The organism is Mycobacterium sp. E2479 (genome assembly GCF_001667925.1).
Lineage (GTDB): Bacteria > Actinomycetota > Actinomycetes > Mycobacteriales > Mycobacteriaceae > Mycobacterium.
Genome location: NZ_LZJR01000084.1, coordinates 17,947 through 30,194 on the forward strand (window position 1 = coordinate 17,947; position 12,248 = coordinate 30,194).

15 protein-coding genes and 2 pseudogenes are annotated in these 12,248 nt (G+C 65.7%); 11 read left to right on the forward strand and 6 right to left on the reverse strand.

The genetic code is table 11. The features are described from left to right. Positions 1 to 33: 33 nt before the first annotated feature. Positions 34 to 915: a CoA ester lyase gene (locus A5686_RS11605; protein ID WP_067934372.1), complete on the reverse strand. Its 882-nt coding sequence runs from the start codon at positions 913 to 915 to the stop codon at positions 34 to 36. A gap of 184 nt (positions 916 to 1,099) precedes the next feature. Between A5686_RS11605 and A5686_RS11610 the strand changes: the two genes are divergently transcribed. Further along, the gene (locus A5686_RS11610) at positions 1,100 to 2,023 is read left to right on the forward strand and encodes a class I SAM-dependent methyltransferase (protein WP_067934374.1); all 924 of its coding nucleotides are present in this window, start codon (positions 1,100 to 1,102) and stop codon (positions 2,021 to 2,023) included. A 21-nt stretch (positions 2,024 to 2,044) separates the two neighbouring features. Here A5686_RS11610 and zwf read toward each other — a convergent pair whose 3' ends face one another. Then, positions 2,045 to 3,544, reverse strand: a complete 1,500-nt coding sequence (zwf, locus tag A5686_RS11615; protein ID WP_067934196.1) for a glucose-6-phosphate dehydrogenase — start codon at positions 3,542 to 3,544, stop codon at positions 2,045 to 2,047. Between the two features lie 130 nt (positions 3,545 to 3,674). On the opposite strand from zwf, the gene A5686_RS11620 reads away from it, so the two are divergent. Beyond that, a complete protein-coding gene (locus A5686_RS11620; protein ID WP_067934198.1) occupies positions 3,675 to 3,857 on the forward strand; it encodes a hypothetical protein in 183 nt (60 codons plus the stop codon). A 34-nt stretch (positions 3,858 to 3,891) separates the two neighbouring features. Here A5686_RS11620 and A5686_RS11625 read toward each other — a convergent pair whose 3' ends face one another. The 3 genes and pseudogenes from A5686_RS11625 to A5686_RS27955 all read right to left on the reverse strand — a co-directional run. Then, positions 3,892 to 4,092 (reverse strand): hypothetical protein, encoded by a 201-nt coding sequence (locus A5686_RS11625; protein WP_067934200.1) that lies wholly within the window; start codon positions 4,090 to 4,092, stop codon positions 3,892 to 3,894. Positions 4,093 to 4,119: 27 nt separating this feature from the next. Next, a complete protein-coding gene (locus A5686_RS11630; protein ID WP_067934376.1) occupies positions 4,120 to 5,622 on the reverse strand; it encodes an FAD-dependent monooxygenase in 1,503 nt (500 codons plus the stop codon). A gap of 209 nt (positions 5,623 to 5,831) precedes the next feature. Beyond that, a pseudogene (locus A5686_RS27955) lies at positions 5,832 to 6,109 on the reverse strand (hypothetical protein); the annotation flags it as partial. A gap of 136 nt (positions 6,110 to 6,245) precedes the next feature. Between A5686_RS27955 and A5686_RS11635 the strand changes: the two are divergent. Next, positions 6,246 to 7,268 (forward strand): YihY/virulence factor BrkB family protein, encoded by a 1,023-nt coding sequence (locus tag A5686_RS11635; RefSeq protein ID WP_067934202.1) that lies wholly within the window; start codon positions 6,246 to 6,248, stop codon positions 7,266 to 7,268. A 59-nt stretch (positions 7,269 to 7,327) separates the two neighbouring features. Continuing rightward, a complete protein-coding gene (locus A5686_RS11640; RefSeq protein WP_067934204.1) occupies positions 7,328 to 8,101 on the forward strand; it encodes an enoyl-CoA hydratase/isomerase family protein in 774 nt (257 codons plus the stop codon). 3 nt (positions 8,102 to 8,104) lie between these two features. Here the strand turns inward: A5686_RS11640 and A5686_RS11645 are convergent, their stop codons facing one another. Beyond that, a complete protein-coding gene (locus A5686_RS11645) occupies positions 8,105 to 9,217 on the reverse strand; it encodes a spore photoproduct lyase family protein (RefSeq protein WP_067934206.1) in 1,113 nt (370 codons plus the stop codon). A gap of 60 nt (positions 9,218 to 9,277) precedes the next feature. Between A5686_RS11645 and A5686_RS27200 the strand changes: the two genes are divergently transcribed. The 7 genes and pseudogenes from A5686_RS27200 (at position 9,278) to A5686_RS11675 (ending at position 12,241) form a co-directional block, all read left to right on the forward strand. Further along, a complete protein-coding gene (locus A5686_RS27200; protein ID WP_231986355.1) occupies positions 9,278 to 9,637 on the forward strand; it encodes a DUF3253 domain-containing protein in 360 nt (119 codons plus the stop codon). Positions 9,638 to 9,739: 102 nt separating this feature from the next. Next, entirely contained in the window at positions 9,740 to 10,402 is a 663-nt protein-coding gene (locus tag A5686_RS11655; protein ID WP_067934208.1) for a cutinase family protein, read from the forward strand. Positions 10,403 to 10,720: 318 nt separating this feature from the next. After that, positions 10,721 to 10,899, forward strand: a pseudogene (locus A5686_RS26595) (IMP dehydrogenase); the annotation flags it as partial. Between the two features lie 60 nt (positions 10,900 to 10,959). Beyond that, entirely contained in the window at positions 10,960 to 11,214 is a 255-nt protein-coding gene (locus A5686_RS11665; protein ID WP_067934380.1) for a hypothetical protein, read from the forward strand. 263 nt (positions 11,215 to 11,477) lie between these two features. Next, positions 11,478 to 11,726, forward strand: a complete 249-nt coding sequence (locus tag A5686_RS26600) for a DUF6480 family protein (protein ID WP_082947608.1) — start codon at positions 11,478 to 11,480, stop codon at positions 11,724 to 11,726. 72 nt (positions 11,727 to 11,798) lie between these two features. Continuing rightward, on the forward strand, positions 11,799 to 11,993 hold the full coding sequence (locus A5686_RS11670) for a DUF3072 domain-containing protein (protein ID WP_067934212.1): 195 nt from the start codon (positions 11,799 to 11,801) through the stop codon (positions 11,991 to 11,993). Then, the gene (locus A5686_RS11675) at positions 11,990 to 12,241 is read left to right on the forward strand and encodes a hypothetical protein (RefSeq protein ID WP_067934214.1); all 252 of its coding nucleotides are present in this window, start codon (positions 11,990 to 11,992) and stop codon (positions 12,239 to 12,241) included. Before A5686_RS11670 ends, A5686_RS11675 begins: the two co-directional genes overlap by 4 nt. Positions 12,242 to 12,248: the final 7 nt, after the last annotated feature.

Sequence of the window (12,248 nt, forward strand, 5' to 3'; positions counted from 1 at the left end):
CCCGTAGCGACGCACCCGGCATGTGCACCGCCCCTAGGAGCCGGATTGCATCTCAGCGATCAGCTCCGCCAGGGTGAGGATGCGCTGGGCGTCGCGGACGTGCAGGCTCTCGATCATGCGGCCATCCACCGTGATCACGCTGGCTCCGGCGGCCTGCGCCTGCTCGTAGGCCGAGACGATCTTGCGGGCGTCGTCCAGCTCCCTGCGTGATGGGCCGAACAGCTCGTTGGCGGGGGCGATCTGCGACGGGTGGATCAGGGTCTTGCCGTCGAATCCCATCTCGCGGCCCTGCTGGGCCTCGGCCCGGAATGCGCCCACGTCGGTGATGTCGTTGAACACCCCGTCCAAGATGACCTTTCCGGCCGCCCTCGCCCCCAACAAAGCCAGGCCTAGGGCGGGCACCGCGGGTGCGCGCCCGGAGACGTGCAGGCCGTGCAGCTCGTTCACGAGGTCGTTGGTGCCCACCACCAACCCGGCCAGGCGATCGCTGGCTGACGCGACCTCCTCGGCCCGCAGGAAGGCCCGGGGTGTCTCGATCATCACCCACAGCTGCAGCGACTTCGGCGCTCCCAACGTGTCGAGCGCGTCGGCCAGCGCTTGAACCTGTTGACCCGTCTCGACTTTCGGCACCAGCACGCCGTCGGCCGTCGACGCGGCCACGGCGGCCAGGTCGTCGTCGTGCCAATCGGTGTCCAACCCGTTAATACGCACCACCACCTCGCGCGGCCGGTAGCCCTCCGACGAGATCGCATCGCACACCGTCGTCCTCGACTCGGCTTTCGCGTCGGGTCCCACCGCATCCTCGAGGTCGAATATCAGCACGTCCGCCGGAAGCGATCTGCCTTTCTGCAGCGCGCGGGGCTTGTTGCCGGGCAGGTACAGGGCGGATCGGCGCGGGCGCAGGGTCGGTGCCATGGCGTGATTCACTTTCGGCGTCGTCGTCCAGCGGTGCAAGAGTCAAATGCCTGCGCGGCAGGTGCGTGGTGCGCGCGGCATAGCCAGAAAGTACCCTTCGGTACCGGTGGTGCAGTCGGCAGTGGTCAGCGGCGTCGAAGGCGAATTGGCCCACGCGACGGGTGGATTGCGGAAGGGGAAGCGAATGTCATCATATGGCTCGGCGCGTAGCGAGGGCGACAGCTGGGACTTGGCCTCCAGCGTCGGGGCGACCGCGACGATGGTGGCGGCCTCCCGGGCACTGGCGTCCCGCGAGCCGGATCCGCTACTTGACGACCGGTTCGCCGAGCCGTTGGTGCGTGCGGTCGGGCACCCCTTCTTCACCCGCATGCTGGACGACCAGATCCCGCTTGACACCGACGACATGCCGATGACGCTGCAGCAGCGGCGCGAGCAGATGACGGTGCGGACCAGATTTTTCGACGACTTCTTCGGCGCCGCCACCGCCGCCGGTATCCGGCAGGCCGTCATCTTGGCCGCCGGGCTCGACGCGCGGGCATATCGGTTGCCTTGGCCCACAGGCACCGTGGTCTTCGAGGTCGATCAGCCAGACGTCATCGCCTTCAAGACCGGCACACTCGTCCAGATCGGCGCCGAACCGACCGCCGAGCGCCGGACCGTCGCTATCGATCTTCGCGACGATTGGCCAACAGCCCTGCGCGACAGCGGCTTTGACCCCAACTCCCCCACCGCCTGGATCGCCGAAGGCTTGCTGCCCTATCTACCGCCCGAAGCCCAGGACCGATTGTTGGACAACATCACCGCGCTCAGCGCCCCGGGCAGCCGGCTGGCAACCGAGAACATCACCGACATGAGCGTCTTCACAGACGAACGGGCCCGGGCGATGCGCAGCACCTGGCGCAAGCACGGACTGGACATCGACGTCGCCGAGTTGGTTTGGCTCGGCGAGCGCCGCCCCGCCGCTGAGCACCTGGGCGCCACGGGTTGGAACGTCACCCGCCATCCCACCGAACAGGTCTATGCCGACTATGGATTCGTGCTGCCCGACAACGAAATCCTCAAGGAATTCCGTCACGCGATCAGTTACCTCAGCGCCGAATTGAGCTGAGGCCGGCTGGTAGCGCTTCGGCTACTGCCTGGCTTCGCGCCACTCCCGCTCGAACGGCAGCCGCCACGCGTTGGGGGCGATCAATTGGTGAATTGCATTCGGGCCCCACGTGCCCGGCTGATACATCTTGGCGGGCGGCGGGTCGGTAAGCAGATCTTCCGAGCGCTCCCACAATGATTCGATGCCCTCCGCGGTATTGAACAGCGTGTGGTCGCCCCGCATTGCATCGAGAATCAGCCGTTCGTAGGCCTCCAGCACGTCCACAACCGTCTCGATCTCCTGTGAAGAAAACTGCATGGACAGCTTGTCCAGCTTCATGCCGGGACCGGGCCGCTTGCCATAAAAGGACAGCGACACCTTCGAGTTGTCGGCGAGGTCGAACGTGAGGTGATCGGGCCCCTGGGTGCCCACCCCGGATCCGGGCGGGAACATGGTTCGCGGGGCTTCCTTGAACGCGATCGAGATGATGCGGATGCCCTCGGCCATCTTCTTGCCGGTGCGCAAGTAGATGGGCACGCCGGCCCATCGCCAGTTGTCGATGCCGACCTTGAGGGCGATGAACGTCTCAGTGTCGGAATCTTCTGCCACGCCGTCCTCGTCGCGGTAGCCGTTGTACTGGCCGCGAACCACGTTGCCCGGCTTGACCGGCAGCATCGAACGGAACACCTTGTTCTTTTCCTCGCTGATGGCGAACGGCTCGAGCGCCGTCGGCGGCTCCATCACCACGAACGCCATCACCTGGAACAGGTGGGTCACCACCATGTCCTTGTAGGCGCCGGTCTCTTCGTAAAAGTTCGCCCGCTGATCCAGGCCCTTGGCTTCGGGGATGTCGATTTGAATGTGGTCGATGAAGTTGCGGTTCCAGATCGGCTCGAATAGGCCGTTGGCGAAGCGGAACGCCAAGATGTTCTGCGCGGCTTCCTTGCCCAGGAAGTGGTCGATGCGGAAAATCTGGGATTCTTCGAAGGTTTCGTGCACAAAGTCGTTGAGCGCCACCGCACTGGCCAGATCGGTGCCAAACGGTTTCTCCATCACCACGCGCGAACGCTCGACCAGCTTGGCGTCGCGGAGCATGGTGATCACGGCACGCGCCGCTTTCGGCGGCACCGACAGGTAGTGCAGTCGCCGAACGTGGGACCCCAGGTTGTCCTCCGCCCGCGCAACCGCCTCGGCCAGTGCCTCGGGTCCGGCTCCCTGCGGCACGTAGGTGACGATCTTGGCGAAGTTCGACCATTGTTCGGGCGTTAGCTTGTGCGTGCCGAAGGAATCGATCGCCTCCTTCGCGAGTTCGCGGAATTCGTCCTGACTCAGGTCTTCCAGCGACGTGGCGACGATCTGAATATCGGGTGCCAATTCGGACTGGTCCAGGTAGGCCAGACCGGGGAGCAATTTTCGTTTCGCCAGGTCGCCCGTTGCACCGAAAAGGACGATGACGTGCGGATCGAGCGGGTCGGAGTGCTGGCGCCGCGGGCGACCGCCGGCAGCGGGGTAAGCAATGGTCTGAGGTTTCTCGGTAGCCACTCTTGCGATACTTCCATCGCCGCGGCGTTGTGTCTTGTGTCTTGTCGGCTCGGGGGCTGGTTAACGATGGCGTGATCGGGTATGGATAGCGGCGGGTTCCCGGCGCCGGAGCCCTACCCCACCCAGGCCTATGGAAAGCGATATGACCAAACCCGACAAAGACCCGCTGAGCCGCACTCAGGAGCTGGAAAACATCGTTGATGAGCTCGAGGAGAAGGTTACCGAGGAAAGCGAAGCCGAAGGTGTACCCGGCAATCGCAGCGACCGGGAACAAGCGGCTGCCCACGGCACCACCAGCGAGCCGCCGGACTAGCGGGGCACAGGCCAGCCCGTCATCGTGAACATCGTCATCCGGCCGGTAGGTCGATGGCGTGTGCCCTCAGCGTCGTCAACGTCTCGACCGTCGGCCATTCGTCCGCCCGGTAGCAGCTTTGCGGGCGCAGCACCGGCCTTAGCAAGGGTCGGGCGTCGGCCCAGTCCATGGGCGGAGTCGGCGGTTGGTCGGTTGCCATGTCCAGGTACTTCCTGCTCTCGAACGGCTCACGCACGTTACACCGTGCGTGAGCCGAAACAAGTCACCGTTTTCCCTGCGGGAATCGTCCGTCCGCAGCGGCGGGCGGACCGAACCAGGTTTCGAGGGCGTCGCGTAGCGCCCGGTCGGTTTCGGCGCCGACCCAGGCGACGTATCCGTCCGGCCGGATCAACACTGCGGGCGGCTCGCTCACCGCGCCCAGCACCGGAAGTACGCACTGAGCAACATGTGTCGCGTGGACTACCCGGACCCGGTCCGCCCAGGATCCGATGTCGATGTCGTCGGCACCTCCGAAATTCACCAGCAGCGGGCGGGCGTCTCGCAGCAGGTCGAACACGCGCAGCGGCCCGTCGGCGGTGACCACATCCAGGTCGGGCATCCGGCGGCCGACCAGCGGGTGCTCTCCGCCCAGGTCGTACCGGACGTCCAAACCGGACATCATCGCGGCGAAGCGTGCGCGCGGTTCGTCCATGCCGAGAAGGTCGGCCACGGTATCGCGCAGTGCCTTGGTGCGTTCGTCGGGGCGAAGGAGCGCCATCTGCGCCAGCGCGTTGCGCAACACGCGTTGGGCAACCGGGTGGCGTTCGGCGTGGTAGCTGTCCAGGAGGCTGGCGGGTGATGTCCCGCTGACCACCTGGCCCAGCTTCCAGCCCAGATTCACCGCATCCTGCACACCGGTGTTGAGGCCCTGGCCGCCCACCGGGTGGTGGATGTGTGCGGCGTCGCCGGCCAGCAAGACTCGCCCCCGGCGATAGGTGGCGGCCTGCCGCGCCGCATCGGTGAAGCGCGAAAGCCAAGTGGGGCTGTGGATCCCATAGTCGGTGCCGTACACGGCCACCAGTGCCTCGCTCAAGTCGCGCAGCGTGGGTTCGGTCGCCGGTCCAAGGTCGGCCTCGGTGACCATGACCCGAACCGGCCCACATTCCTGCGCGGTGGACAGGGCATGGACGCCGAGCGCGTCGTGGCGGACGCCCCATTGCGGAGATTGCCCGGTTCCGAAATTAATCTCGACCTCGGCGAGCAGATAGCTCGTCGTCGCTTCCCATCCCGGAAACTCGATGCCGGCCGCTTTGCGGATGACGCTGCGTCCTCCGTCGCACCCGACGAGGTACTGCCCGCGTATCATCCGGCCATCGGAGAGGCCGACGTCGACGCCGTTGCCGTCCTGGGTGAAGGTCGTTACCGTTCGGCCGCGGTAGATCGGCACGCCGAGCTCGTCGACCCAGTCGGACAGGATGCGTTCGATCTCGTTCTGCCACAGCGCGAGTCCGTACGGATGCCGGGTGGGAAAGTCACTGATGTCCAGTCGGATCTGGGCGAAACCAGCGACCTGCGCGACCTGGCCACGGGACAGAAACCGGTCGGCGATGCCGCGCTGATCGAGAACTTCGATGGTGCGCGAATGCAGACCGCCGGCCCGTGCCCCGATCAGATCCTGGCTGGGGCGCCGCTCGACGATGGCGGCGTCGACCCCAGCCAAAGCCAATTCGCCCGCCAGCATCAACCCAGTCGGGCCGCCCCCCGCGATGAGCACCGCATGCTCCATGCCGCCGGGCGACTGCTGCGATGACCACGAAACCGCCACTTCGCCACCCCAATTCGCTCGAATTCCGCTCAAGCACAGCGATTTTGCATCATCACCCGGGCCTTGCGGCAAGCCCCCACATCCGCTATAGGTTGAAAGTGGCGGGGAAAGAAATCACCAACGGTCGCGCACCGTGGCGATCCCGCGGTAGATGCGATGCTCGCTGACCGGGTTTCCCCAGCGATCACCACCACCTGATGCGCTCGTATCGCCGCGGCGAGTTCCTGCCGCCGTTCGCTGCCGGGCAGGTCGGAGTAAGTGATCGTCGGCAGGGCGGCTTGCCGGGTAGCGATCACCGCCCGCGCCGCGGCGATCTGGTCGCCCAGCTGCCGCAATGTCTCGGGCGGGGCGCCGCGCAGGTTCTTCAGGCACCGCCGATCCGGGCGGCATCGCGCAGCGTCACTCCATCGAGCTGTTTGCGCAACTGCGCAGCCGATGGTTCGGCCACCCCGCACAAAATAGGCACCCGCGTGGCCGTAACCTCAGCGCGTCGATCGCCGGGCCGGGTTGGTGGCAGCCGAATGCGGGTATCACCGGGCGAGTGCATGAATTGTTTGCCGGCTTTGCGGGGGAAGTGATCGGCGATGGTCGGTTGGCTGGAGAGGCTGCAGCGACGGAATCGAGCCGTCGGCGTGATCGTCGGGGTGGTCTACAAGTACAACGACGATCAGGGCGGTTACCTCGCCGCCCTCATCACCTACTACGGACTGGTGTCCCTGTTTCCGCTACTGCTGCTGTTGACCACCGGCCTGGGCGTGGTGCTGGCCGGCCGGCCCGATTTGCAGGCACAGGTGCTGCACAGCACTTTGAGTCAGTTCCCGGTACTCGGTGACCAGCTGCACCACCCCCAGGGGCTCAGCGGCGGAACGGTGGGCGTCGTCGTGGGCCTCCTCGGCGCGCTCTACGGCGGTCTAGGTGTGGGACAGGCGCTGCAGAACGCGATGGACACGGTGTGGGCGGTGCCGAAGCACAAGCGCCCCAACCCGATTCGATCCCGTTTGCGGAGCCTGCTGTTGCTGTTGGTACTCGGGTCGGCCGCCATCGCGGCCACTGTATTGGCCGCGGCGGGCCACGCCACCGGAGCGCTCGGCATCGTCAGCAAGATCGGCCTCGCGCTGGCCGCGGTGGCCATCAACGCAATGATCTGCCTGGTGGCTTTTCGCGTGACGACCGCGCGCGCACTGACATACCGCGAAGTACTGCCGGGAGCGGTTGCCGCAGCGTTCATTTGGCAGATGCTGCAGTGGTTCGGGGCCGGCTACGTGGCGCACACCGTGAAAAGGGCCAGCGCCACCAACAGTGTGTTCGCGCTGGTGTTGGGCGCGCTGGCCTTTCTGTTCTTGGCGTCGGTGGCGCTGGTGATGTGCGCCGAGGTCAATGTCGTGTTGGTGGAGCGGCTCTACCCGCGTGCGCTGCTGGGCGCCTTCAGCGACGACGCGGATCTGACGATTGCGGATCGGCGCACCTACACCAAGAAGGTCAAAGCGGAGCGGGTCAAAGCGTTCGAGCGGGTACATGTGCATTTTGACGATGTCAAACGCCTGCCCGCGAAAGCCGTTGGGCGATCTGGATTTCTCCATGATTTCCGCCGTCCGCGCACACCATGACATCAGGTTTGTTACCGGCTTATCGCCGGCACGTGGGCGCGGCGCAATAGTCTGCAGTCATGAGTCTGGTCACCTATGAGCTGCACGACCATGTTGCCACCATCACCCTGAACCGCCCCGAGGCGCGCAACGCCATCAACGGCGCGCTTCGCCAAGACCTCAACGCCGCCTGGGATCGCTTCCGCGACGACCTGGACGCGTGGGTCGGGATCCTGACGGCCAACGGCAGCGTCTTCTGTGCCGGCGGCGACCTCAAGGACGGCGAAGGCTCGGTCGGCACCTTCGGCGGCACCTTCTGGGAAAAGCCGACCATCAACTCGTTCGAATCCGGCATGGAATTGTTCAAACCGACCATCGCCGCCGTGCATGGTCCCTGTATCGGCTACGGCGTGACCGGGGTGCTGTTCTGCGATTTCGTCATCGCCAGCACCGAGGCCACGTTTTGCTTCCCCGAGGTGTCGATCGGGGTCCCCACCATCGTCGGGGCCATTCGCCTCCCGAGCCGGGTGGGCTGGGCCAACGCCATGGAGTTGCTCTTGACCGGCAAGCCCATGAGCGCCGAGCGGGCCAAGGAAATCGGGCTGGTCTGGAAGCTGGTCGAGCCCGACCAACTGCAGGCCGAAGCCCAAGCGTGGGCCCGCACCCTCACCGAGGCCGCTCCCCTGGCCCAACGAGCGACCAAGGAGGTGGCGTGGCGAACCGCGGACATGGGCTGGATCGAGTCGGTCCGCTTCGGCGAGACCATGCGCAAAGTCGCCGGGGCGACAGAGGACGTCGCGGAGGGGCTTCGCGCGTGGGCCGAGAAGCGCAAGCCCCAGTGGCGCGGCCGCTAGCCGTCAGAACGCGTAGCGCAGCCGGCAGGATGGCAGCTTGACCGCGAGCAGGTCGGTCAGGTCCTGCACCCAGCGCCTCTTCCACGGGCTCTTGTAGCGCACGTTCCACTGGCCGCTTTGGCTGCGCTTGGGTTGCTGCAAGTCCGGCCGCCACAACAACTCCTCGCCCTTCGGGTGCCAGCCGAGATTGACGTCGTGCAGGCCTTGGTTGTGTGTCAGGAAGATGACCTCGGCGGCGAGTTGCCTGCGAGTTCGTTCGCTGGTGTTGTCGGCCACCTGTTGCAACAGCTGGGCCCAGTCGTCCAACCAGCCCTCGTAGACAATGACCGGGCTGAGGTTCAGATGGACTTCGTAGCCGGCCTCGACGAAATCGTCGATGGCCGCGATGCGGTCGGCGACCTTGGCGGTGCGGATGTCGACCAGACGCGACGCCTCCGTCGGCATCAAGCTGAACCGGACCCGCGTCCCGCCCTTTGGGTTGTAGGTCAGCAGGTCGCGGTTGACGAGCTTGGTCGCGAAGCTGGCTTTGGCATTGGGGATCCGTGCGAACAGCTCGACGAGGTCGCGCACGTTGTCGGACACCATCGCATCGACCGAACAATCGCTGTTCTCACCGATGTCGTAGACCCAGTCGACCGGGTCGCACTGGTTGGGCGCGGGCTTGACCCCGTGGCGGGCGGCGTGGCGTTCGAGATACCCGGTGATCTTCTCGATGTTGGCGAACACCGTGATGGGGTTGGCGTAGCCCTTACGGCGCGGCACATAGCAGTAAGAGCAGGCCATCGCGCAGCCGTTGGCCGTCGACGGCGCGATCCAATCGCTGGATCGCTCGTTGCGCCGTGCCGACAGGCTCTTCTTCTCACCCAGGACGAGCACTTCTCGTTTGATACGAACCCAGTCCTCGACGTTGCCCTCGTTGCCGTACAGGCCCGGAATGGCCTGGTGTGAGGCGACCTGGATGCGCTCGGCGTCGGGGAATCGGTTCAGCACCTGACGCGCGCGGAAAAACCGGTCGATGTCGGGCTCGTGGTAGATCCGCTTGATGTCGAGGAGCCGATCCGCGAGGTCAGCCGGCACTCGGTGCGGATGGGTGTCTTTTTCGAGCGTGGGCGGCATGTCGTTTCAACGCCTGCGCGCGGGGCGTGGTTCCAACCGAAGTGGCGAACGAGCGGCGCCGTGGCCTTCACTGGTGGGGTGGTCGAGCGATTGCGTGCCGAACTCGGGCGGGTGTCCAGCGGTGGCGGGCGCGGCGCCGACGATGCCGGGATCGCCCTCGGGGACGGGCCGCTGAGACAGCGGCTCGAGTCGTCGATCCGAGCCCTGGCCGAGCATCGGGGCCCGCGGAGCAGTATCTGCCCGTCGGATGCGGCCCGTGCGGTGGGCGGCGATAATTGGCGCGGGCTGATGGACGAGGCGCGGGAGGCCGCCCGGCGGCTCGCCAGATCGGGAGACGTGAAGATCACGCAACGGGGCAAGGTCGTCGACCCCGACGGCGAATGGTCCGGCCCCATCCGCATCCGAACCGCGCGGCCTTGAACTAGTCTGTTGCGCAACGATATTCGTCTGCTCGAACGTTTCTCCCCGCCCTTGCACCAACCGCCGGGACCCCCTTGGCCGACGATATGACAGGATCTCGGCATGAGTGCACGCAGATTTGCTCGCGGGTTCGGTATGGCGGTTGTGACGACGTGGGCGCTGGCCAGTGCACCCTTGGGCACCCCCACCGCCGTTGCCGATGGGTGCTCGGACGTCTCGGTAGTCTTCGCCCGCGGCACCCATCAGGAGCCTGGCCTCGGCAACATTGGACAGGCGTTCGTCGACTCGCTCACGTCGCAGCTCGGTGGTAAGTCCGTCGACGTCTACGCGGTGAACTACCCCGCCAACGACGACTACCACAACAGCGCCAACGCCGGGTCCGCCGACGCGAGCGCACACATTCAAGACGTCGTGGCCAACTGCCCGAACTCGAGGATCGTGCTCGGCGGCTACTCCCAGGGCTCGACGGTGATCGACCTGGCCACCAACGCGATGCCGCCCTCGGTCGCCGATCATGTCGCCGCCGTCGCCCTGTTCGGCGAGCCGACCAGCCAGTTCTCCAGCATGCTGTGGGGCGGCCAACCGCTACCGACGATCAACCCGGCTTATGGCTCCAAGGTCACCAGCCTGTGTGCACCTGACGACCCGATCTGCTCAGGCGGCGGCAACATCATTGCGCACGTCTCCTACATCGAGGACGGGATGACAGCCCAGGCCGCGACGTTCGCGGCCAACAAGGTCAACCAGGCTGCGCCGCGCGTCTGACAGCCAGCGTCAGTCGTTCGCCCCCTGCTCTTGCCGTTGCCGCTTCTCGGCGGCTTGAGTGCGGTCTTCCACCTGGCGCCCGGCTGACTCGACCGTCTGCCTCCGCTGGGAAGCGGTCTCGTCGGCGCGCTGCTTCGCCGCGGCGCTTTGCTGCAGCGCGGACTGTGCCGCTTCGCGCTTGCGTCACTCGGCGCCGATGCGTGTCTCTTTGACTTCCTGTTGGGTCACCGCTTGCGCTTCCTCGCGTACCTGGATGGCCTCGTCCCGGGCGCTTTTGAGCTTGGCGTCGGCCTGCGCCTTCCTGACCGCGGCCTAAGCGTCGGCCTGCGCGGCGGACCCGCGCCCGTGCGGCATTTTTTTTGCCGTCCCTGATCGACTTGGTGCTCAGCGGAAGAATCAACCCCGGCAAGGTGTTTGACGTGCACCTGCCCCTGGAGCGGGTCGCCGAGGCTTACCGGGCCATGGATGAGCGACGCGCCATCAAGGCCTTCCTGCAGCGCGGGGGGGCCGGTCACCGCGCCGGACGCTCCCCTGTTTCTTCGGCTAACGTCGACCGTATGGCCAAAGTCTCCGGCAACGACCTGATCGACGACGTCACCCCTGGCGACATCATCGCGGTGGACCGCGGCTCGGGTGAACGGCCCTACAAAGTAGTCTTCAAGGACGCCAGCGACACGGGGTATCTCATCACATTCGAAACCGACGCCGGTGAAACCTTTCAACTCGATCTGGCGGCAGGCACCAGGGTGAAACGGTCGCTCGAGGCGAAGTGGGAATCTGCGCAGAGTCCCACGCCGAACTCGGAGAGCTAACGGCGCCGCTAAAACGGCGTCGAGCCGAAACCCGTTGGTAGGCAGCACTTTCGACGATGCACACGTACGTCGCCTAGAAAACTTTCTCGAACACCGGGGGTTGACGGTCCCGATACGCGGATGGCGTCGCGAATCTCCGTCGCACCTGCCGTTTGGGTGGCGTGTGGGTGGGTACCGCCACACTCCGGAGGGAGCTCGCGCATCCGGTGGCGATGCGGCCGAATGCTTCCGCCGTCGTCCGGACGAAAGGGCTGGTGTCCACCATGACCGCGCAACCCCCCGATCCTGACCCCACCCAAACTCCTGGGCTGGAGGCGGGAGGGGGCGCCGCACCGGGCACCACCCCGCCGGCTGCGCCCCAAACGTCCGGTGTGTCTGAACCGCAACCACCGAATACCCGGCGGTTCGCTCCAAGTTCCGCGCTCACCGTCATCGCGGTGTGCATTTTCGCCGTTGCGTTCCTCGCGGTGGCGGTGCTACTGGTGATGAAGATAGTCGGGGTGGGCGGCTAACATGCGAAACCATTTACGGCACTTGGCGATTATGCAACTCAGTAGTGGGCATAGCAACATACATGATCGACGATGCCGCGCAGGCGCCGGGAGAAGGACCAGTCGCAGTGGGTGACCGGCGACGAGCCCATGACCGGGCCGCAGCGCAGCTACCTGAACACCCTGGCGCAAGAAGCGGGCCGAGACATCCCGGAAAATCTGACGAAGGCCCAGGCGTCCAGCCTGATCGACGAGCTGCAACAACTAACCGGGCGTGGTGACTCATGACGATCGGAGCCGAGGATGCGCGGCGGTTGCTCGACAGCCCGGACACGAACGCAACGCTCGTGGTGGTCCAGGGACGTGCCACGGTCGTCTCGCCGGCTGATTTGGAATCCCTTGAATATCGAAGGACTCTACAGATTGCGACTCGCCAGGAATTGGTGCAGCGAATCGGACACGCGGAGCTATCCGACCGGGAGTTGACCGAGCAGGCCGAAGAACTCGACACGGCGGTGCGCAACCTGGGTGGATGATCGATAC